Annotated in this window: 15 protein-coding genes; 10 read left to right on the top strand and 5 right to left on the bottom strand. The window is 66.4% G+C overall.

All coding sequences use genetic code 11. The features are described from left to right. The first annotated feature begins 134 nt into the window (after positions 1-134). Positions 135-1481, top strand: coding sequence for an APC family permease (locus tag B9Y86_RS04730; RefSeq protein WP_085483362.1), 1347 nt, complete (start codon positions 135-137; stop codon positions 1479-1481). Between the two features lie 37 nt (positions 1482-1518). Here the strand turns inward: B9Y86_RS04730 and B9Y86_RS04725 are convergent, their stop codons facing one another. Next, on the bottom strand, positions 1519-6459 hold the full coding sequence (locus tag B9Y86_RS04725) for a DUF3320 domain-containing protein (RefSeq protein ID WP_176223256.1): 4941 nt from the start codon (positions 6457-6459) through the stop codon (positions 1519-1521). Positions 6460-6692: 233 nt separating this feature from the next. Between B9Y86_RS04725 and B9Y86_RS04720 the strand changes: the two genes are divergently transcribed. Further along, complete coding sequence (locus B9Y86_RS04720) at positions 6693-7997, top strand: HNH endonuclease signature motif containing protein (RefSeq protein WP_085483357.1); 1305 nt, start codon at positions 6693-6695, stop codon at positions 7995-7997. Positions 7998-8116: 119 nt separating this feature from the next. Here B9Y86_RS04720 and B9Y86_RS04715 read toward each other — a convergent pair whose 3' ends face one another. Together B9Y86_RS04715 and B9Y86_RS04710 are read right to left on the bottom strand one after the other, a co-directional pair. Further along, the gene (locus tag B9Y86_RS04715) at positions 8117-10042 is read right to left on the bottom strand and encodes a LamG-like jellyroll fold domain-containing protein (protein ID WP_244894632.1); all 1926 of its coding nucleotides are present in this window, start codon (positions 10040-10042) and stop codon (positions 8117-8119) included. Between the two features lie 130 nt (positions 10043-10172). Further along, the gene (locus tag B9Y86_RS04710) at positions 10173-11501 is read right to left on the bottom strand and encodes an alpha/beta hydrolase (protein ID WP_085483355.1); all 1329 of its coding nucleotides are present in this window, start codon (positions 11499-11501) and stop codon (positions 10173-10175) included. Positions 11502-11639: 138 nt separating this feature from the next. On the opposite strand from B9Y86_RS04710, the gene B9Y86_RS04705 reads away from it, so the two are divergent. After that, a complete protein-coding gene (locus B9Y86_RS04705) occupies positions 11640-12314 on the top strand; it encodes an HAD family hydrolase (RefSeq protein ID WP_085483353.1) in 675 nt (224 codons plus the stop codon). Here B9Y86_RS04705 and B9Y86_RS04700 read toward each other — a convergent pair. Continuing rightward, positions 12295-12789, bottom strand: coding sequence for a GNAT family N-acetyltransferase (locus B9Y86_RS04700; RefSeq protein ID WP_085483350.1), 495 nt, complete (start codon positions 12787-12789; stop codon positions 12295-12297). The genes B9Y86_RS04705 and B9Y86_RS04700 overlap by 20 nt on opposite strands. 51 nt (positions 12790-12840) lie before the next feature. On the opposite strand from B9Y86_RS04700, the gene B9Y86_RS04695 reads away from it, so the two are divergent. From B9Y86_RS04695 to B9Y86_RS04685, 3 genes are all read left to right on the top strand, one after another. Further along, the gene (locus B9Y86_RS04695; RefSeq protein WP_085483348.1) at positions 12841-13440 is read left to right on the top strand and encodes a TetR/AcrR family transcriptional regulator; all 600 of its coding nucleotides are present in this window, start codon (positions 12841-12843) and stop codon (positions 13438-13440) included. Positions 13441-13444: 4 nt separating this feature from the next. Then, the gene (locus B9Y86_RS04690) at positions 13445-14521 is read left to right on the top strand and encodes a LacI family DNA-binding transcriptional regulator (RefSeq protein ID WP_139824727.1); all 1077 of its coding nucleotides are present in this window, start codon (positions 13445-13447) and stop codon (positions 14519-14521) included. Positions 14522-14651: 130 nt separating this feature from the next. Continuing rightward, on the top strand, positions 14652-15308 hold the full coding sequence (locus B9Y86_RS04685; RefSeq protein WP_085483345.1) for a heme utilization protein: 657 nt from the start codon (positions 14652-14654) through the stop codon (positions 15306-15308). A gap of 64 nt (positions 15309-15372) precedes the next feature. On the opposite strand, the gene B9Y86_RS04680 is transcribed toward B9Y86_RS04685, so the two are convergent. Then, entirely contained in the window at positions 15373-16206 is an 834-nt protein-coding gene (locus B9Y86_RS04680) for an inositol monophosphatase family protein (protein ID WP_085483343.1), read from the bottom strand. 164 nt (positions 16207-16370) lie between these two features. Here B9Y86_RS04680 and B9Y86_RS04675 point away from each other — a divergent pair, with 164 nt between their 5' ends. The 4 genes from B9Y86_RS04675 to B9Y86_RS04660 all read left to right on the top strand — a co-directional run bounded on the left by B9Y86_RS04675 (position 16371) and on the right by B9Y86_RS04660 (position 21372). Next, entirely contained in the window at positions 16371-17315 is a 945-nt protein-coding gene (locus B9Y86_RS04675) for a carbohydrate ABC transporter permease (protein WP_085483341.1), read from the top strand. 38 nt (positions 17316-17353) lie between these two features. Continuing rightward, entirely contained in the window at positions 17354-18160 is an 807-nt protein-coding gene (locus B9Y86_RS04670; RefSeq protein WP_244894631.1) for a carbohydrate ABC transporter permease, read from the top strand. A 44-nt stretch (positions 18161-18204) separates the two neighbouring features. After that, positions 18205-19557: an extracellular solute-binding protein gene (locus B9Y86_RS04665; protein WP_085483337.1), complete on the top strand. Its 1353-nt coding sequence runs from the start codon at positions 18205-18207 to the stop codon at positions 19555-19557. A 111-nt stretch (positions 19558-19668) separates the two neighbouring features. Next, positions 19669-21372 (top strand): amidohydrolase, encoded by a 1704-nt coding sequence (locus B9Y86_RS04660; RefSeq protein ID WP_085483335.1) that lies wholly within the window; start codon positions 19669-19671, stop codon positions 21370-21372. The last annotated feature ends 3 nt before the right edge of the window (positions 21373-21375 follow it).

Genomic DNA, 21375 nt, shown 5'->3' with positions numbered 1-21375 from the left:
GGCTGCGCCAGAGGGGGCTGAGGTGGCAGTTCGGGTGCTCCGGCGCCGCTGAGGTGACGATTGCGCTCGCCCGAAGTGTCATCTCGCCCCTCCGGTACCGGGTGTTTACTGGCGTGCGCTAGCGTTCGCGCGTGATGTCATCTCGTCTCGAGCGCCGCCTCGGTCTCGGCGATGCCGTCTTCATCGGTCTCGGCTCGATGATCGGCGCGGGCGTCTTCGCCGTGTTCCAGCCCGCCGCGCACATCGCCGGCGCCGGGATGCTCATTGGTCTCGTCGTCGCGGCCATCGTCGCGTTCTGCAATGCCTCGTCGTCGGCGCAGCTGGCCGCGCAGTATCCGTCGGCCGGAGGCAGCTATGTATACGGCCGAGAGGAACTCGGACCGCGCTGGGGCTTCGCCGCGGGCTGGAGTTTTCTCGTCGGCAAGACCGCGAGCTCGGCCGCGATGGCGATGGTGTTCGCGGCCTACGCCGTTCCCTCTCCGTGGGCGCGCCCCGTGGCGGTGGCGGTGGTCGTCATGCTCGTCACGGTGAACCTGTTCGGCATCACCCGCACTGCGCTGCTCACGAAGGTGATCGTGATTCCGGTGCTGGCCCTGCTCGCGGTGGTCGTCGCATCCGGACTGCTGGGCGGAAGCTGGGCGGTTGTGCCCGAATACCTCCAATCGTGGTTCAGCGGTGGCGGGGAATGGAGGCTTTCGGGCACGGCCTCTCCCGGCGGCGAGTCTGGTAGCGGATCCGGCGGCGGGTCTGTGGGCCCGCTCGCTGTTCTGCAGTCGGCGGGCCTGCTGTTCTTCGCCTTCGCGGGTTACGCGCGCATCGCCACTCTGGGTGAGGAGGTTCGCGATCCGTCGAAGAACATCCCTCGCGCGATCGGCATCGCCTTCGCGGTCGTCGTGGTGATCTACGCCGCGATCGGCGTGACCGCGCTCGGGGCGCTCGGCGCATCCGGTCTCGCGGCCACCGACAACCCACTCGTCGACGTCGTCACGACCAATGGATGGGCGTGGGCCTCGCCGTTGGTGCGCATCGGGGCCGCTCTCGCCTCGCTCGGCGCGCTGCTGGCGCTCATCGCAGGGCTCGGCCGCACAGCCTTCGCGATGGCACGCGAGGGGGATCTGCCGCGCTGGTTCAGCGCGGTGCATCCTCGGTTCAACACGCCCTATCGCGCGGAGCTCGTGGTGGGCGCGGTGGTCGTCGTGCTGGTGCTCGTTGCGGATCTGCGCGGAGTGATCGGGTTCTCATCGTTCGGGGTGCTGTTGTACTACTTCGTCGCGAACCTGGCGGCGTTTCGGCAGGCCAGAGCGTATCGGCGGTATCCGCGCGCGGTGAGCGTGCTGGGTGCGCTCGGCTGTGCAGTGCTCGTGGTCACCCTGCCGCTGCCCGCCGTGGTGACGGGCGTACTCGTGGTCGTGGCGGGGTTCGTGCTGCGCGAACTGCGCTCGCACCATGTGGCGCGAATCGACCCAAAACTCGAAGAATAGGTCGATCTGTGACACATGGAGGCGTGCGATGCGCGGGCTACTGCGTGCGAACCAGCCTCGTGCCCTCGCGCTGTACTCGGTTCTCTGAAAGGGCGAGAGCGAGGCCGCGTTCGATCCAGGTGCGCGTCTGCTCAGTCAGCCTCGAGTAACCCAGCACCGACGCGGTCTCGCGCAGCAGCTCGTCTGAATCGATCGAGAGCGATTCGGCCAGCAGCAGTTCGATCGCGTTCGAGATCTCCTGTGGGCTCACGTCGGTGACCGGCCGAACTGTGCTCGACGACGTGCGTCGCGCACCACGCCAGCTCGACGCATCGAGGCTCGCGGGCCACACGAAGTCGTCGACCGAGACCGTGAATGCCTCGCGCACGATGTGCTGCAGCAGTGAGCGCTTCGCATCGCCGACTCGGCTGTAGTCGAAGCGGCGGGCGATCGTGCCGACCAGGCGGTCGAGAGGGATGGGCCCCTCGACGTCGAGGATGTCTGCCGCCATCGATCGGATGACGGGCACGGAGTCGATGTTGTCGAGAGCCGACTGCGGATGGACCGCACTGTCGTCTGCCGGCTCGAACACGGGCAGTTCGCGGGCCAGCGTCGAGGTCGAGACCGCGGTGGGGAACGCCTTCTCTGCCGCCGCGTCTGCAGCAGCCCGATCGGCCGCCTTGCCCGCCTCGCGCACGGCCTGAACCGCATCCGCGTCGGGCAGTCGCGCACTCGCGGGGTGATCGACCGCGACCACGATGCGGGCGATGAGCGCGCTCCGGTCTCTCACCCACGCGGGCAGCCACGCGCGGATCACTGCGGGCCACGACATCACGTCGACGAGCAGGTTCGGCGCGCCGTCGCGGTCGCTGACCGTGGCTCGTGACGCCCAACCCGGCCCGTCGACCATCACGGCGACGGCCCACGACGTCTGGCCAGGTCGACGCACGGCGATGTCGACCGTGAACGACGAGAGCCCGAGCCCGGTCTCGACCTCGAGGCCGCGGTCGCGGAGGGCGGCGGCGATCTCGTTGACGAATCGTCCCTGGTTGCCGGTCACGGCGTCCTGCGCCCCGCCTCGGCCGCCACCGGGAAGTGCGCCGACGCTGCGGGTGGCGGCGAAGTTCAGATATGCCTTGAGATCGGCGATGCCCTGGGCGCGCGAGCGGGTGAGTTGGATGTCTCCCGCGTCGAACGAGCTGAACAGCACGACCTGCCGCTTTGCGCGGGTGACGGCCACGTTGAGTCGGCGCTCGCCGCCCGGAAGGTTGAGCGGTCCGAAGTTCAGCGGCAGAGTGCCCGTGTCGGGGTCTTTGGAGAACGCCAGCGAGAACAGGATCGTGTCGCGCTCGTCGCCCTGAACGTTCTCGAGGTTCTTGACGAAGAGCTCGGAGCCGGGGGCCGCGAGCAGAGCCTTCTGAATGACCGGATCGGTGCTGTCTTCGAGCTTGTCGAGAATCAGATCGCGCTGCTGCACGTTGAAGCAGACCACTCCGATCGACTCGCGCATCGTGGCGGGAGCGCGCAGTCGCGACACGATCTCGTCGACGATGGCCTGCGCCTCGACCTCGTTCGTGCGGCTTCGTCCGCGGTCGAAGACGCCGTCGACGCGGCGCCAGCTGAGGCCGGTGCTGGCCGAGGCGCCCGGGGTCGCCTTCGCTCCAGCGCTGCTCGGCGACGGGAGGCTGACGAGCTTGTTGCCGTAGTACGCGGCATTCGAGAACGCGATGAGGCTCTCGTCTTGGCTGCGATAGTGCCAATTGAGCCACAGCTGCGGCAGCCCCGACTCCACCGACTCGGTGAGGATCGACTCGAGGTCTTCGACGACGAGCGGCTGATCGCGGTCGGCGGCGGGCGTGTCGGGACCGGTCGCATCCACCTGCATGATGCTCGTGGGCGGCATCTGCTTCGAGTCGCCGACCACGATCACGGCCTTGCCTCGGCCCATCGCGCCGATGGCCTGCGGAACCCTGATCTGCGACGCCTCGTCGAAGATCACGAGGTCGAATTCGATGCTGTCGGGATCGAGGAAGTGCGCCACAGATCCGGGGCTCATCAGGAACACCGGAACGATCGACGTGAGCGCTCGCGGGTAGCGGCGGGCCACCTCGCGGAAGGCGAGGCCCCCGCGCTTGCGCTCGATCTGGCGAGCGAGTTCGGCCACCTCGCCGCGCAGCTCGTCGGCGTCGAAGGGGCGCGCGGCGAGCAGCTCTGAGGCGAGCTCGCTGCGCAGCTGTTCGCGCACCAAGGCGCCCTGATCTCGGTAGGCAGAGACGTGCCTGTCCTGAGCGTCGCCATCGAAACTGTCGAGTTGGGTCGCCGCCAGTCGCTCGTCGAGCGACGCGGTGGCGAGCCCTCGCAGAAGGGCTTCGGATGCGTCGGCTGCCTCGATCTGGCCGGTCGCCAACTGCGTGCTGAAGCCCGCGAGGCCCAGTTCGCGCAGGTGCTCTAGCTGGCGCCTGGTCTCGGTGAAGCGCTGTAGCTGCAGCAGCCCGGTGGCGCGCACGTCGATCAGCCAGGCGACCTCGTCGGTGGCCCACGCAGAGACCCAGTCGCGGCCGTGCGCCCACTGCCGAACCGTGAGTCCTGTGGCTCCGATGGCGGCGAGCCAGCGGTTCCAGCTTTCATCGATGTCGCGCACGATTGCTCCGTCGCGCACTGCGGTTTCGGCCTCGCCGCCGTCGCGTGCGGTCGAGATCCAGCCCCAGGCCCGCGGGGTGCGCTTCGCCAACCAGACCGAGCCGAGCGAGGTGCGCACGGCTGTGTCGAGCATGTTCTTCGCGTCGGGCGCGTAGGGCTGCCAGCCGGCAGGAACAACGAGACCCGCCAGAGCAGCGGCCTGGCGCTGCAGCTCCTGCGCATCCGATCGTGCGGCCTGAAGCCCGACGAGCAGCGGCGTGACCGCCTTGCCGCTCGGCTCGAATCCGGCGCGAAGCAGCGGCCGCATGGCTGATCGGATCGAACGGCGACGCAGCTCGGGCACGAACCAGGCGGCGTCGAGGGCGGCCGATCGCTCGGCCCACTCGTCGAGTTTGGGTGCCTCGATCGCCGCGGGCGAGACGCTGTGGAGCACGGCGGCGTGACGCTCGAGGTAGTCGACGAGGCCGGCGCGCAGGGCCTCGGATGCCTCGCGCCAGGTCGATCGGTCGATGGTCGCGAGCGCGTCGGTCGCGGGCAGAAGGCCACGAGAGCGGGCCTCGAGCAGGCGGGATGCGACGGGCAGCTCGGTCGCCGGGCGGAGGTCTCCGAGAGCGAGGCGTGCCTCGGGCGAGAGCCCGTCGAGGCGGGGTCGCACGGCGGCGAGGTCGCGCAGCGAATCGGTGACCGGCGCGACCTGCAGCTGGGCCGGATCGGTCGCCCCGGCGATGAGCCACGGGTGGCCGGCGCGCAGCCCGAAGCGCTGCGCGGCGTCGCGGAAGTCGCGGGTGAGAATAGTGGGGCTCTCGGCGGGGGTTGTGGTGAGCCAGTTCGCGGGCACCGCCGCGGTAGGACCTTCGCCGAGGGTCGCTAGAGCATCGTAGGCCGACCACACCGTGTAGCCCAGCGCGTTGGGTGAGTGAACCCGCGCCGGATGCCGGTCGAGCTCGGCGATCGCCGAACGCAACCGGGTGTCGGCCAGGGCCCAGGCGTGCGGATCGGTCGGCACGCGCAGGCGCAACGACTCGCGCAGCTGCTCGCGGATCGTGTTCATCGACTGTTTGGCGCCGTGCAGTTCGAGGCTGAACGTGCCGAGGCCGATCCGATCGAGCCGTCGCTTCACGACCTCGAGGGCGGCCTGCTTCTCGGCGACGAACAGCACCGTCTTGCCCTCTGTGAGCGCGTGGGCGATGAGGTTCGTGATGGTCTGCGACTTGCCAGTGCCCGGAGGGCCCTCGAGAACGAACGACTGGCCGCTCGTGGCGCGCACGACGGCGGCCATCTGAGAGCCGTCGGCCGCGATCGGCAGCCTCAGAGCGGCCTCGTCGATCTCTGGGCGGGCATTGCCGGCCGGTTCGACGAACGTCTCACCCGGCCGCTCGACCAGGTGCCTGACCACGGGGTTCGAGAGAAGGGAGCGCCAGTTGCGCTCGAGATCCTTCCAGATCTGAAAGGTCGAGAAGCGCAGGATGGCGAGGCTCACCGACTCCTCGAGCCGGTAGGGCAGCTCGGCTTCGGCCAGCTGGCGGCGGATGCCGTCGAACACCGCCTCGATCGCGATTCCGGAGTCGTCGATGGCCGGCTCGCGCAGCTCAGAGAGGTCGAGCCCCTGCGTGGTCTCGAACCACTGCAAGAGACACAGGTTCGGCGTCGCGAGGTCGTCGTCCTCGGCGGCGAGAAAGTAGGGGGTGAACGAGAGGCCGCCGGTGAGCCGGACCGGCATGAGGAACAGGGGCGCGCGGGCCTCGCGCCCATCCGGTCGTGTGTGAATCAGCGTGCCGAGCGTGAGGTACAGGTAGTTGCTGCCTGTCTCTTGCTCGAGAGACTCGGCCTCGCGCTTCATCGCCCGCAGCTGCTTGCGGTGCTTCTCGTCATCGAGCTGAGAGAAGAGCGTGCGCGAGGTGCGGAAGACGGCGCTCAGTTCGTCGTGCGCGAGCGGCGTGTGCGAGTCGATGCCGTCGACCCGCTTGCGGCCGGATGCGTCGAGCCCGCTCGAGAGGCGGAGCTTGCGGCCCGCGTGCACAGCGTCGTCGATCGAGGGGAGCAGGCCCGGCGGCACGACGAGGTCGAGCACTTTCTGGGTGCGCGGCATATTGAGCAGCGGATTGCGCAGGGTGAGGTCGAGCAGGTCGCGCTTCCAGTTGCGCACGCGCGCGGGGGAGTCGTCGTTACGCTCGAGGCGGCTGAGCACGACGGCGTCTTCGGGGTCGATGGGAGCGTCGACGGGAGGAGCGTCGCTCAGGGGAGCGTCTTGGGTGGGAGCATCTTCGATGAGGGCGTCGCGCACGGGTTCAGAGCCGTCGATGATCGGTGCCGCGTGTCTCGGTGCGCGCCTGACTGGCTCGCCGGTGTTGTTGGTCATGGTGCCTATCTCCCCTTGCATCCAGTGTCGCCGCTGCTCTGCGTGGGGCGGATGTGCCGAGCCGTGCTTGGTGAAATCGAGGCGCGGCCTCGTACGACCTCGGACTCGCTCACTGGCGTCATCTGCTCCTCCACAGGGAGCACCCTCGGGGATTTATCAACAGTGATATTCCCTGATCAAGCGTAGAATGGGAGTTCCATCCCAGTGTCGGTGGCTGCTGTTTGACTTCTCACATGACATCCACCATTCCGCTCCTCGAACCCGACCCGTACGTGGTCGCGCTCGAAGAGGTCGCCGCCCTCGATCAGCAGATAGCCCGACTGTCTGCCATCAGGGCCAGACGCGTCACCGACGCTGCTCATCACCTGCACAGGCAGGCACCAACAGATACCTCTTCCGGTGGGCCTGTGTGGTCGACCGCCCGGGTCGAGAGGGTCGAGTTGTTCACCGAACTCGCCCAGCTCACCCGCCGCACCGAGTATCGCGCCGCGACTCTGATCGACACCAGCACTGCTCTCGTGGATGATCTCCCCACCACACTCGCCGCAGTGGCGGCCGGTGCTGTGTCGTGGGAGCACGCCGAGGTCATCGCGAAGCACGCCGACGGCCTTCAGGGTGAGGCGCTGGTGGCGTACGACACCACACTCGCGGCGCTGGCCGCGGAGGTGAATCCGAAGCAACTCGACCGCAAAGCAAGAGCCCAAGTCGAGATCGCCCAACCCACCACCGCGGTCGAACGGGCGGAGAAGGCAGCAGCGACCCGGCGCATCTATGCCGATCCGGCGGCGGATGGCATGGCGTATCTGACCCTGTTCGCTCCGGCACCTGAGATTCACGCCATCACCGACCGGGCGACTCGGTTGGCGGCAGGTCTCAGGGCTGGGGGCGATCCGCGGAGCATGACGCACCTGAAACTCGATGCCCTCACCGACCTGATGCTCAACGGCGAAACCTCCATCCCCGGTGCGACCCGCGGTGTCCGCGGCAGGGTGCACGTGATGGTCCCGGCGATGACGCTGCTGGGTGTTGGCGAGGAGGCGGCGATCCTTCGCGGCTACGGGCCCATCGACCCCGCCACCGCGGCGCAGCTGACGGCGGAGGCGACGTCGTGGCGGCGGATCCTCACCGACCCGATCACCGGGCGCATCCTGACCACCGACCCGAGGGATTATCGGCCCACACGAAAGATGATCGACCACGCCCGGTTAGTGCACCCGACATGCGTGTTCCCCGGCTGCACCGTCCCGTCAGAGCAGGCCGATATCGACCACACCGAGGACCACGCCTACGGAGGGGACACGATCCCGGAGAACTTGGCGCCGTTGAGCCAGGCGCACCACCGAGTGAAACACCACACGAGGTGGCAGATCGTGCAGAACGGAGACGACACCCTGACGGCGACGTCGCCAGCGGGCTACCAGTACACGGTCCGCCCGGAAGGACGGATGCGACCCGCACCGAAACAACTCGAAGACGCCATCACTACCGCGGCCAGATCGACAGGATCGGAGGAGTATCTCGCGGACTGCCCTTTCTAGAGGACAAACAGCGATTACGGCGCGCTCAAACACGGCGCGCTCAAACACGAACGCACCGAACGACCCACGATCTTCGAGCCTGCCGCCTTCGAGTCTGCGGCTGAAGAGGTGGACGTCGGCTAGGCGATCATGAACTCGCTCGGATCGAGGGCTCGTTCGGCTAATCTGACGTCTCCGATATTGCCGACGAAGACCTGATCGAGTTTGCCGCCGTAGTTGTAGCCACCGAGCAGCCAGGGCTGGCCGACCACCGCCAGACCGTTGTTCGTCGTCGAGGGGTTTCGTGCGACAGGGCATCCGTCGACGAACATCGTCGTGTGTTTGCCGTTGTTGACGATCGCGACGTGCCACCAGGCGGCGAGGGGCAGCTCGTGGCCCCAGTTCGTGAGCGAGCCGTCCTGGCTGGCGGGGTAGACACACCACTGCAGCTCTCGGTCGCCGGAGAGGCTCAACGTGACCGAGGGCTCTTGCGGGTCGCCGCTGCTGGAGTGCGCCTTACCCGCTTCGCCGGCAGATGACGACTGAGACAGGAGGGCGCAGAATCCGTTCGCGCTGCCGTCGAATGTGGCGGGCAGAAACAAGAAAGCCTCGACCGTATAGCCGCGGAGGAACTGGTTGCTGTTCAGCGGTGCCTGATCGACGGTCTTCAGGTAGTCGCCGCCGGGCCGACCGCCGGTCAGCGCCAGGCTGCCCGCGCCCGGCTGGTCGGGATGATGGGTATCCGACCAGAGGAGGGCGCCGGCGACTGCGCCGGGCCGACCCGCGACGATGAGATCGTTGCCGTTTCCGCTCAGATCGGCCACGCGCGTCGAACCGCTCACCGTCGCGCCGTTCGGCTGACCATCGAATCGCCAATAGGCGGTCGTGCCGGAGACGAGCATGCTCTGCGCTGAGCGCGCCGGGCGAGCGGCCACTGGCGCGAATGCCGAGAACCGTTCGGTGAAGTCGATCTGCACGGTGAATCGGTCGATGTCGCCGCTCAGGCTCGTCTCCTGCTCGGCGAGCTCGTTCGGTGTCTTCAGTCCGCCGTCGATCAGGAAGGGCGAGAGCGTCTCGACGTCGATCACATTGCGTTCCATGTCGAAGTGGTAGAGCCTGATCATCGCCGCGCCGCCGTAGTAGCGGTTCTGGTAGTTCGTGAGGTGCAGGTCGACGGTGTGCCCGGCCGCATTGACGGCCGTCGTGCGACCCGGTCCCCAGTAGTGGCCGTTGAGGGTCAAGAAGATCTGGTCGTGACTGGCGATGAACGAGTCCCAGAGGCCCTGCCCATACTCGTCGAATGCTGCCGAGCCGTCAGCGGCCGAGTCGACGAGCGTGTGCGAGGTAAGGATGACCGGTGATTCGGGATGTGCCGCCAGTACGGAGTGCGCCCATGCGAGACCGCCGGAACTGGTTCGCCAGTCGAGCGCGAGAACGAGCCACTCGCGTCCTGCGGCAGTGAACCGGTGCGCCGTGTTGTAGCCGTCGGGCGACGAGTCGACGAAGCTGTCTGAACCGCTGAATCTCGATGGCCCGAACACATCGAGGTATGCCGTCTGTCCTCGCTGATCGTCGGTCGACGAATCGATGTCGTGATTGCCTGCCAGCACGCTGTAGGCCGCGCCGGCTTTGTCGAGGACCGCGAATTCAGCACCCGAGGCGGCCATCTCGGCGGCGGCGCCGTTCTGGGTCAGGTCGCCCAGGTGTGCGAGAAACACGATGTTCTGTCGTTTCTGCTCCGACAGCAGATAGTGCAGCGAGGCGCGAAGCGGCTTCGGATCGATCGATGCTCCATCGAACATGTACTGGGTGTCGGGCATCACCGCGAAGGTGAACCGCGGTGACGGGAGGTCGGGCGACCACTTCTTCGCGGAGACCGCGGAGGTGGAGGCGGCCTGCGCCGACGATGCTGCGGCTATCAGCGGGCCGGCAGTGGAGGGTGACGCCGCGGCGGGCGCGGCAGAGCCCATACCGGCTGCGGCCAGGGCGCCCACGGCTCCGCTGGCGGCCAGGAACCCACGGCGAGAGAGGCCGGGACGATCGTGATTTTCGGTGTGTTCGGGCACGGCGTCGAGTTTTCTCCGCGTTTTTCCTGATCAATCGACGGTGCGATGAACGGGCGTTGAACGGAAGATGGCGACCGTTGGAAAGTAGGGAGATGCCGAGTAATTCCAGAGCCGGCTCTCAGCCTGTGGGTCACGGCGAAGGGGGTGCAGCGAGTCCTAGCCGTGGGTAGAGCTCGGTGAAGGCATGGGGAAGTCCGCCACGCAAGGCCGTCACCACATGATCGGCGCCTGGCACGACATAGTTCTTGGTCGTGAAACCGGCTGCCTCGGCCAGAGCGGCATTGTTGACCGCGAACTGCGTGTACTCCGGGTCGTTCTCGCCCGCGGTGAAGATCGCCACGTGCGTAGTGAATTTGCCGGCGTTCTTCTCGAGCCAAGCCGCGGGCTTCGCAGCTGCGAAAGCGTCGGCGTCTCCGCCGTATCCGTCGGCGATGGCGGCCGTCTCGTTCTCGTCTCCGGGCCACTCGTTGCCCGAGATATCGACGACATTGCCCCAGATCTCCGGATACTTGCTCGCCCAGGTGAATGCGCAGGCCCCGCCGTTCGAGTACCCGGCAATCGTCCAATATCGAGGGTCCTGCACGATGTGCAGTGTGCTCTTCGCGTAGGCGACGATGTCTTTGTTGAAGTAGGTGTCGACGCCGCCATATCTGGCGGAGTCGGCGCAGACAGGGTCGGTGTTCGGGTCGCCGAGTTGATCGGCGATGATCACGATGGGAGCGAGTCCCTTGTTCTTCGCTGCCACCTCGTCGAGTGCGGCGGCGATGAAATCCGGCTGGGGATTTCCGGGCTGGCCCATCATCATGACCACCAGCGGAAGCGCGGGCGGATTGGCTACCTGAGCCGCCGGCGGAAGGTAGATCGATGCTTCGCGGGGCACGAACGCCGTGCTCGACGCTATCGCGTCAGCACCGGTGAGCAGTCCGGTCTTGCCCGTGGTGGGCATGTCGGCCGGCGGATTCCAACTCTCGTAGAGGGGTGCGGTGACGACGGGAACGGGGGCGGGGCCGACCTGTTTGGGTCGGGTGAGTCCTTCGATCGCCGCCCCGGTAGAGACGCCGAAGGCCGATCCGATCGTGCGATTGATGCCGAACCCGGCATTGATGCCAAGACCCGCCGACAGCACCGAAAAGACGATGAGGGCCACAGCGGCGACTTTTCGGCGACGCGACGTTCTGACGATGTTCATGCAGGCAAGACCGATGGCCGCGCACAGGGCGGCGAGCCACGGGGCTGTTGGAGAGGGCAGCGGCACACCGACCACGCCGGTGGCGTCGACGATGATCTCGACGGCCAGGCCCAGGGCGGCGCCGGTCAGCATGCTGCCGACAGCCAGGAACAGCCATCGCCGGCTGGGCCGTCGGATGAGAAGCAGAACTACGCCGGCGACGGTGATCGCCCAGATCACGAGAGGAAGCGGACCATCAACGATGTTGATGTTGTAGAACCAATCCAGCACAGCGCGCCTCCTGGTGACACCATCTCATGTTTCACTGAAGTGAAAGATCTGAATGATCGAGCGAGTTGGCAGGCTGAACTCAGCCGTACGCCGAGCGGCAGACCGGTTTCGTGAGCGCGGTGAAAGACAGGTGTAGTCATGGTCGAGATTCGAGCGGTGGGGTTCGACCTCGACGGCACGCTGTTCGACCATCGCGGTTCGGCGATCGTCGGTGTCGACCGTTTTCTCGAATCGCTCGGAATCGGGCCCTCGCAGGATGCCCGCGCACTCTGGTTCGCCGCCGAAGAGGAACAGCTCGAACGTTGGCGCTCGCGACGGATCGACTTTCAGGAGCAGCGCCGCGAGCGACTACGAACCGTGCTGCCGGCACTGGGAGTGCAGGCTCCCACCGAGGCGGCCGACCTCGACGCGCTGTTCGCCCTGTACCTGAGGGGCTACAGGGCGGCCTGGCGTTCCTTCGAAGACAGCGTAGAGCTGGTGCAGCGGGTGAAGGCCACGGGGCGCCGGGTGGGGCTGCTGACGAACGGGGCTGAGGAGCAGCAACTCGACAAGTTGCGCGTCACCGGACTGCTCGAGGTGTTCGACCACGTCTGCATCTCCGAGAGCATCGGCGTGCAGAAACCCGATCCCGCGGCCTTTCGCCTGCTGGCGGCGGGCCTCAGCGTCGCGCCGCAGGAATGTCTGTTCGTGGGAGACAACCCCCTGCATGACATCGATGGGGCACGTGCGGTAGGCATGAGTGCCTTGCTGGTGGATCGTTACGGCGCACACCGTGAGGGCATTGAAGAAGCCGTCATGGCGCAGCTGGAGTGACGGCAGAAACGGGTCGTCCGAAGCACACCGACTCGGCCCCTCCGATATATGACCCGAAAAGGGGAATGCTCTCGTAGCCCTCGCGCTCGTAGAACCGGATGGCGTCGGGCTGCTGGGTTCCCGTCTCCAAGACGACGCGATGCGCTCCCAACGTGGCGGCCGCGGCCTCGAGGGCTCTCAGGACGGCGGTCGCCACCCCTGTGCCTCGAGCCTGCGGCACCACATACATTCGTTTGATCTCTACGGAGTGCGCTCCGACGACCGTATCGTCGAGGGGGCGCAGCCCTCCGCAGGCGATGGCGCGGCCGGAGGGATCTGTGGCGACCAGAAACACGGGAACGTCGTCGGCGGAGGGAGGGATTCCTGGTTCGTGGTCGCTGCTTCCGTATCGCGCGTCGAGTTCTCGGCGCTGTTCACGTCTCAGCCGATCGGCGTCGGGGTGGTCGTAGTCGACGGGGGCGATCTTCCAGTTCATCGAGGTCCTTTCGGTGACAATCGTTACGGTAACAGATGTTACGGTGTAGTCATGCCCCGTGTTCGAGATGACGAAGCGACTCGACAGCGCTTGTCTGAAGCAGTCTTTCTCACTCTCGCCGACCGCGGGCCGACCGGGTTGACGCTCCGGGCGGTCGCAGAACGAGCGGGGTGCTCGACCGGTCTTGTCCTGCATACCTTCCGCGACAAGCGAGAACTGCTCCTGCACGCACGCGACGTTCTGCACGAGCGCACGCGGGTGCGCTCGGACGCGCTCGAAAGCGATGCTGCCGATGCGGCGACGGCACTGCGCGATGTCGTCTTCCACGCCCTGCCGAGCGACTCCGAGAAGCTCGCCGAAGCCAGGGTCTGGATCGGCTTTCTGGCCGCCGCATTGAGTGACCCGATTCTGGCCGAGCGTCATGCGCTGCACAGTCGGGCATTTGCGACGCGTCTGGTACGACTGCTCGAAGCGTCGGGCGCCAGTGATGCGGTGGGTGCTCGTGAGCGGGCGTCGACCTTGGCAGCTGCCGTCGAAGGTGTGTCGACCCTCGCGGCGGGCGATCCAGAGCGGTGGCCGGCGAGCCGTCAGCGGCAGGCGCTCGAGCTGGTGCTCGAAGCCACTACCGCGGTCGCACGCCCGATAGCGTAGGAGGGTGCGCGAGCTGACCCCCGAAGACAATGAGCCCGTGGGTCGCGCGCCGGGCGAGCGCCCTCCCGGTTCGGTCCCCACCATCCACGATGTCGCAGCGGCCGCGGGCGTCTCGAAGTCGGTCGTCTCGAGGGCTCTGTCGGGCGCGCCCGGGGTGGCTGCGCGTACCGTCACGAAGGTCAAAGCGGCGGCAGAGGCGATGGGGTACGTCGCTAACGCCAACGCGCGAGGCATGTCGGCTCATCGCACTCATACGTTGGGTGTCTTCGTTCGGGATGCCGCGACGCCGTTCTATGGTCACCTCCTCACGGCGTTCCAGGAACAGGCATCGGCCCGGGGATACCGAGCGGTAACGGCCACCGGATCCGGCTCTTTCTCGATCGAGGAGGAGCGCCGCGCTCTCGAGACTCTGGTGTCGCTTCGCGTCGAGGGGTTGATCGTGTGCAGCGGTGCGCTGCCCGTCGAAGACATCATTCCCTTCGCACATCGCATTCCCACTGTCATCGCGGGCCGGCCTGAGACCGACCCATCGGTGAGCAGCGTCTACTGCGACGAGGTCGGGGGAGGCCGGGGAATGGCCGAACGCGTCGTTCAGCTCGGCCACCGGCGGGTCGCCGTGATGACGCACACGGCGGCATCCTCGCTCACCCAGTCGGCGAGAACCGAGGCCATGGTGCAGCACCTGCGTGACGCCGGGGTCGACGTTCTGCCGTTCCGCTGCGAGGACTACGGCCTCGAGATCGAGGGCACCGACAGCATCGTGCAGGCGATCCTCGACGCCGGCGGCGTCACCGCCCTGATGGCGCCGAGCGACTCGTGGGCTCTCGCGGTTCTCGAGTCGCTGCAGCTGCGAGGCCTTACCGCCCCGAACGACATCTCCGTGACCGGCTACGACGGGGTGAAGCCCTTCACGTCGAGCCTTCTCGGATTCACCTCGTGGCGCCAGCCGCTGAATCTCATCGGTCGACTGTCTGTCGACGATGTGGTCGACCAGATCGAAGGTCTGTCGCAGGGGGCGCGGCATCGCTCGATCGACGGCGAGCTCATCCCGGGCAGAACGGCCGCGGCTCTGTCGGCGTAGGCCGAGAACCGTCGTTACCGTTCGTTCACTAACTGGACGCCTGGGCGTTCACGTGTCTCGTCGTTGTTGTGTCAGACAATAGGGAACGTTCCCTATCCCGAACGACACTCACCTCAGAAAGCGAGATCGTGTGAACGACCACATCGCCCACAAGCTGCCCCGCGACGACAGCGACCCCTACCGCTACGGCATCTACCTGCGCCCCGACGCGAAGACCTGCCGCGCCGTGACCGTGATCACCGACCAGCTGCGAGCCCAGTACGGGCTGCTCTCGGCGGGTGCGTTTCCCCCGCACGCCACCCTCGTCGGCAGCCAGCCTTTCGGCTTCAACGAGAACGAGGTCATCGCGGCTGTGACCGCGCTGCTCGCGGAGCGCGAGGCATTCGAGGTGCACAACGCGGGCATCCGGTCGCCGGGAATGGGCTATGTCTACGACGTGAGCCAGAACGCCGACGGCACCGTGAATGATGCGCTCGTGAGCCTCGCTCGAGACATCGAGGCCACCGTCGAGAGGTTCAGGCGCCCCATGAACAACCCGTTGCCCAATGACTTCGTGCCCGAGCTGTTTCGCGGGCATCTGTCGCTGGCCTCGCACGACCTCTACGAGAGGCCTGATCTGCGCGACGAGGTGGGCGAGTTCATCGCAGAGCTCGAGGTACCCGTGCCGACCTCGTTCGCAGGGCGCAATGTTGTGATGTATCGCACGGCCAGCCCCGATTGGTCGGGTCGCTGGTGGAAGACGATGACGTGGGAGCACGTGCACAGCTGGGAGCTGACCGGCGAGTAACTCCGGGGCCGGATGCCGCGGGCCGCGGCCGCATCTGCGGCGGCCCGCGGCATCCGGTCTCTTGCTAGGCCGCCGGGAACCAGCGAGACGAGAGCTCGCGCACCCGAGCGATGAGGGCGCTGTGGTCGCCGCCCGCTCCCGTCGCCACATAATCGAGGCTCTCTTGCGGGCGGTCGACGGCGACTCCCTCGCGGAAGCCGGCGTAGTTGCCGCCCGCGCGACGCAGAATGTGAGCGCCGGCCGCGACATCCCACGGGCTCGTGTCGAAGCCCATCGTCGCATCAGACCAGCCGGCCGCGACATGCGCCAGATTCAGCGCACCGCTGCCGGTGCTGTGGTGGTGCTGGTAGTCGTTCGTGATCTGAGCGAGCAGCTCGAAAGCTGCGTCGCCGAGCAGATCGACATCGTGCTGGTTCGGAAAGCTCGTGAGCAGGGTGGAGCGGTCGTCGGAGGCCGAGGCTGATCGCATGGGCGTGCCGTCAAGGGTGGCCTCGCCGTCGGCCGCGGCGAAGAGGTGGTCTGCCATCGGGTCGAGTACAACTCCCGCGACCACCTCGCCATCGACCTCGGCGGCGATCGAGACGCACCAGTAGGCGAGGCCGCGCGCGAAGTTCGCCGTGCCGTCGATGGGGTCGATGATCCAGCGCAGCCGCGCCTCTCCTGAGCTGCCTGTCTCCTCGCCGAGAATCTGTGAGCCGGGGGCGCCTGACTGCAGCACCTCGCTGATCACGCGTTCGGCTTCGCGGTCGTACTTGGTGACCACGTCGTGGGCGTCTCGCTTGAACGAGATGTCCATCTCGGATCGGAACCCCGCGATGAGGGCGGGGGCGGCGGTTCGAGCTGCGTTCTCGGCGAGACGCACGAGCTCGTTGGGGTCGTCATTCGTGTCGGGGGTCATGGGTGCTCCTGTTCGGGTTGATAGGGATTGATTCAGGTCTTCCTTAACGACGCGTGAACGCTCGGCGACCGGATGCTCGTGCCGCTTGACCGCACCGGTGGGGATGTCGGAGAGTTGACCCGTTCCAGAAAGGGAACGTTCCCTATTATCCGAAAGGATGCTGAATGTCGGCCTCCATCACCACAGAGCGACGCGTCGCGCTGAGTCGGCGCCGGGCGCCGTCAGCGCAGTCCTGGCTTCGTTCTGATCGCCGTGTCGGCATCGCGTTGCTTCTCCCCGCCTTCGCGGCATTCGCTGTCTTCGTGTTCTATCCGCTCGGCAAGGTCTTCTGGCTCAGCACGCAGGGAACAGATATCTTCGGCCAGGCCGCGGGCTTCGTGGGCGCGAAGAACTACATCACGATCTTCACCGATCCGCAGTTCATCGCCACGATGCTGCGCACCGGCGCGTTCTGCCTGGCGGTGGTGGCCGGGCGCATCGTGCTCGGGCTGTTCATCACCATTCCGCTGACGACGAAGCTCCGCGGCGTCCCCGTGTTCCGGGCTCTGCTCACCTCGCCCATGGTCGTCAGCGTCTCGGCGGCCTCCGTCGCATTCGCCGCCATGCTCGCCCAGGGCAATGGTCTCGTCAACTCGGTGATCACGCGCTTCGGCGGCTCTGCCATCCCCTTTTTCACCAGTACGCAGTGGGCTTTCGGGAGCGTGATCGTGGTCACGGTATGGGGCTCGATCGGGTTCACCGTGCTGCTGATGCTCGGCGCCTTCGGGGCCATCGACAACGACGTCATCGAGGCCGCGCATCTCGACGGCGCCGGACCCCTTCGAACCCTCTGGTCGATCTCTCTGCCACTGGTGACACCCACGCTCTTCTTCATCGTGGTGACCGGGGCCGTCGAGGCACTCACCACGTTCGGTCAGATCCAGATCCTCACGGGAGGCGGGCCGGCGAACTCCACCACGACTCTCGTCTACAACATCTACCAGTCGGCATTCGGTGCGGGCAGCGCCAACTTCGGCCTGGCTGCTGCGCTCGGCGTTGTGCTCTTCGTGCTCGTGCTGGCGTTGTCACTCGTGCAATTCGGCGTTCTCGAGAAGCGGGTGAACTACTGATGCGGCCGCCGAGAAGACGTGCGTCGAAACGTGCCCGGATGCGCAGCGCGCTGCTCTATGTCTGGCTCGTCGCGGCGGTGATCGTCGTGTGCTTTCCGCTGTACTACATCTTCGAGGGCGCCCTCACGCCGACGGCGTGGCTCGATCAGGGGTTGGAAGGGCTCGTGCCCATTCATCTCACGCTCGACAACGTGATCCGTGCCACCCAGGTCATTCCGCTCGGAAAGCAATTCGGAAACAGTGTCGTGGTCACCGTCTGCCAGACGCTGCTCCAGGTCACGATCGGAATCGCCGCAGCGTACGCGCTCGTCTTCTGTCGCCTGCGTGGCACCCGAGCGCTCTTTCTGGTCCTCCTGTCGAGCATGATGATCCCGGCAGAGACGACCCTTATCGCCAACTACCTCACGATCTCGTCGTGGCACCTCATCGACACCGTGACCGCCGTCTTCCTGCCCTTCGTCGCCTCTGCTCTCAGCATCTTCCTGTTCCGCCAGGCATTCCTGAGTTTTCCGGGCGAGCTCCGTGACGCGGCGCTGCTCGACGGGGCCGGACACTTCCGCTTCATTCGATCGATGCTGTTGCCCGTTGTCCGGCCGACGCTGATCTCGGTGACTCTGGTCAGTGCCACGGCAGCCTGGAATGGATTCTTCTGGCCCCTCCTGGTCACCAACTCACCAGACAACCGAACCGTGCAGGTGGGTATTGCCCAGCTCTCGAGCTCCGAGGCGACCGACGTGGGCGTCGTGCTCGCTGGAGCCGCCATCGTCACCCTCCCCGTACTCATCGTCGTGCTCCTTGCGCAGCGATTTCTGGCCGGCGGCATCATAGCCGGCGCCCTCAAGTAGAACCCGATCACCACCTAGAACCCGAGCAGAAGGAATCCCGAACTATGTCCTTTCGTCATCGCACCCTCGTCGCGGCTACAGCCGCTGGCACGGCGCTCCTCTTCGCCCTCTCCGGATGCGCGGCGGCCGGCTCCGACGCCGACTCGGCCACCGCATCCGGACCCGTGACCCTCACGTTCTGGCACGCGATGACGGGCCCCGCGGCAACCGAGCTCGACACACTCGTGTCGAAGTTCAACGCGCAAGAGGCGGGCAAGATCACGGTCGACGCCTCGTTTCAGGGCGCATATGCCGATCTGCAGACCAAGTACACCGCCGCCGTGCAGTCGGGATCGACGCCCGATGTGCTGATGATGAACGACATCGCAACGGGCTTCATGGTCGACTCGAAGAAGACCACGCCCCTGTCAACCTTCACCGACAAGGACTCGTCGTTCGACGCCGACAGTTTTCCGCCGGTCGTCAGTTCGTACTACGCGGCGGCATCCGGGGGCCTCGCGGCAATGCCGTTCTCGGTGTCGCAGCCGGTGTTGTACCTGAACCGATCCCTGGTCACCCAGGCCGGGCTCAACCCGGACACGCCCCCGACGACGGTGGCCGAGGTCGCCGATTGGGCTGAGAAGATCCACGCCGCGTCGGGCGCGTACGGCATGACCATGAACATGAGCGACTCGTGGATGCTCGAGGAGATGTCTGCCTCGGGCGGCGAGAACTTCTGCACCCCCGAGAATGGCCGCGGCTCCGACAAGGTCACGGGTCTCGACCTGACCTCGCCCACGCAGGTCGCGTTTATGAGCACGCTGCAGAAGCTGTTCTCAGACGGAACCGCACTGAATCCCGGCACAGACAACAGCGCCATGGTGTCGGCATTCGCCAGCGACAAGGTGGGCATGATGATGACCTCCTCTGGGGCGTACACCACCGCCGACCCGAATAAGACGGCCTCGACGGTCGCTGCCTTCCCGAAGACCTCCGAGTCGAAGGATGCCGGTGTTGTGATCGGCGGAAACGCTCTGTGGATCTCCGGCGACGGGCACTCCGAAGCTCAGCAGAAGGCGGCGTACGAGTTCCTCACCTATCTGCACTCCGCCGACGTGCAGGCCGAATGGGCCAGTGCCACCGGCTACCTTGCATCGAACACCGCGGCCGGTGACACCACGGTGGGCAAGCAGTCGCTCGCCGATCCGAACGTCGCGTCGATGGCCGGTCAGCTGGCGAACACGCCGGCCAGTCAGGCCGCAGCCGGATGCCGTACGGGCGCGTTCCCGACAGTGCGTGCCACGGTCATCGGTGCGTTCAACCAGATCGTCGAGGGTGCCGACGTCACATCGACGATGAAGGACGCCGAGTCGAAGGCTGCGGATCAGATCGCGGCGTACAACACGGCGGCCGGCTGACGCCGCCTCGCAGGCCCCCAGCGTCGCTCGTGGCGCTGGGGGCCTTGTCGTCGAAAGCTCCCCGATCGACTGTGCTTGGCCCCGGTATCGCCATGCAATAGATTGTCATTTATGACCAACAATCCGATCGGTGCATCCCTGACGCTCACGAATGGGCGCTTCTACACCGAGGATCCCGCGAATCCGTGGGCGGATACCGTTGTCGTGCGCGAGGGTCGGCTCTGTTTCGTAGGTGCGGCCGATGAGGCTCCGGATGCGGGGGATTCGCCCGTGCATGACCTGGGTGGCCGGCTCGTGCTGCCGGGTCTGATCGACGCCCACACGCATCCGACCATGGTCGTTCAGAGCGCTTGGCACACGGCGCTTCCTCTGACCGACGATCTCGAGGAGATCCTCGACTTCGTGCGGCGCTACGGCCAGGAGCATCCGAAAGAAGAGGCGCCGTACCTCTACTTCGAGTACTACGCGAGCACGATCTTCTCTGCGGGCGATGCGCCGACCAGGCAGCTCCTCGACACCGCGATCAGCGACCGGCCCGTGCTGCTGCAGGATCAGAGTGACCACTCGTCGTGGGTGAACTCGAGAATGATCGAGTTGCTCGGGGTCACGAAGGACACTCCCGACCCCAGGCCGGGGCTGGAGATGTTCGTGCGCGACGCCGACGGCGAGCCGACAGGCCACGTTCGTGAGACCGCCTACATGCACTTCATCGAGCGCCTGTACGAGCGCATCGACTGGAGGCCACCGCAGGAGGTCACCGCGGAGACCGTGGGGCCGTTCTTCGATTTCCTCACCCGGCACGGTGTGACGGGGCTGTTCGAGGCGCTCGTGCACGACGACCGCATTCTCGAGGCCGTATCCCAACTCGACCGCGAACGCCGATTCCCCTTCCACTACGAAGGAGCGCCGCGGTTCCGCACCCTGGCCGGATTGCCGGAGGCGATCGAGGTGGCCCACGGCTACGAAGCGCGATTCGGCGGCGCGCGCGCCCGCATCCGCACTCTGAAACTCTTTCTCGACGGCACGAATGAGAGCGGCAACAGTGCCGTGATCGAGCCGATGGCGACAGACCCGACGGGCGTAGACCGTGGTGAAATCCAGATGGAGACACCCGAGCTCGTCGACTGTCTTGAGATGATCAACCGGGCGGGGCTGGACATCCACATCCACATGGTGGGCGACCGTGCCTTCAGGGTGGCGTGCGACGCGGTGGGGATCGCCCAGGGCCGAGCGACTGAGGCGGAGGAGCCCTGGCGCTGTCAGGTCACTTTCGCGCACTGCGAGCTGGTCGACCCCGCCGATATGCACCGCCCTGCCGAACTCGGCATCATCGTGAACTGGACCAACCATTGGTCTGGCGGTTATTTCGGCGAAGAAGCCCGTGTGCATCTTGGCGATGAGCGCTGGGGCCGTATGTACGAGTTCAACCGGATCGCGGACAGCGGCGCCACACTCACCTTCGCGAGCGATGTGGTGACGCAGTACGAGCTTCATCGAGCCGACCCGTTCTTCGGAATGCAGACTGCCATGACGCGGATCGATCCCGAGTTTCCGCTCGACGCGGAACGCTATCCCGAGAGTGTGCGGCCGAGCAGCGCCTCGCGGTTGACGCTCGAGCGCTTGATCACCGGATACACCAGTGCTGCCGCGCGCCAACTACGCATCGACGATCGTGTCGGCTCGCTCGAAGTGGGAAAGGATGCGAACCTCGTGGTGCTCTCCGATGACCTGTTCGACCTGGCTCCAGGGCAGGTCGGCGCCGTGAAGCCCGTGGTCGTCGTCTTCGAGGGAGCGGTGGTGTTCGGGCAGTTCTGAACG

It is taken from the genome of Agreia pratensis (genome assembly GCF_900177685.1).
GTDB lineage: Bacteria > Actinomycetota > Actinomycetes > Actinomycetales > Microbacteriaceae > Agreia > Agreia pratensis.
Note: the sequence above shows the minus strand (reverse complement) of the source record. Positions and strands in the feature narration are given on the sequence as shown.

Excerpts from the sequence above, each read along its gene's own strand:
- B9Y86_RS04680 (WP_085483343.1), bottom strand. The coding sequence starts at position 16,206 with ATGACCCCCGACACGAATGACGACCCCAACGAGCTCGTGCGTCTCGCC.
- B9Y86_RS04665 (WP_085483337.1), top strand. The coding sequence starts at position 18,205 with ATGTCCTTTCGTCATCGCACCCTCGTCGCGGCTACAGCCGCTGGCACG.
- B9Y86_RS04705 (WP_085483353.1), top strand. The coding sequence starts at position 11,640 with ATGGTCGAGATTCGAGCGGTGGGGTTCGACCTCGACGGCACGCTGTTC.
- B9Y86_RS04675 (WP_085483341.1), top strand. The coding sequence starts at position 16,371 with ATGTCGGCCTCCATCACCACAGAGCGACGCGTCGCGCTGAGTCGGCGC.
- B9Y86_RS04660 (WP_085483335.1), top strand. The coding sequence starts at position 19,669 with ATGACCAACAATCCGATCGGTGCATCCCTGACGCTCACGAATGGGCGC.
- B9Y86_RS04730 (WP_085483362.1), top strand. The coding sequence starts at position 135 with ATGTCATCTCGTCTCGAGCGCCGCCTCGGTCTCGGCGATGCCGTCTTC.
- B9Y86_RS04695 (WP_085483348.1), top strand. The coding sequence starts at position 12,841 with ATGCCCCGTGTTCGAGATGACGAAGCGACTCGACAGCGCTTGTCTGAA.
- B9Y86_RS04670 (WP_244894631.1), top strand. The coding sequence starts at position 17,354 with ATGCGCAGCGCGCTGCTCTATGTCTGGCTCGTCGCGGCGGTGATCGTC.
- B9Y86_RS04725 (WP_176223256.1), bottom strand. The coding sequence starts at position 6,459 with ATGACCAACAACACCGGCGAGCCAGTCAGGCGCGCACCGAGACACGCG.
- B9Y86_RS04720 (WP_085483357.1), top strand. The coding sequence starts at position 6,693 with ATGACATCCACCATTCCGCTCCTCGAACCCGACCCGTACGTGGTCGCG.
- B9Y86_RS04700 (WP_085483350.1), bottom strand. The coding sequence starts at position 12,789 with ATGAACTGGAAGATCGCCCCCGTCGACTACGACCACCCCGACGCCGAT.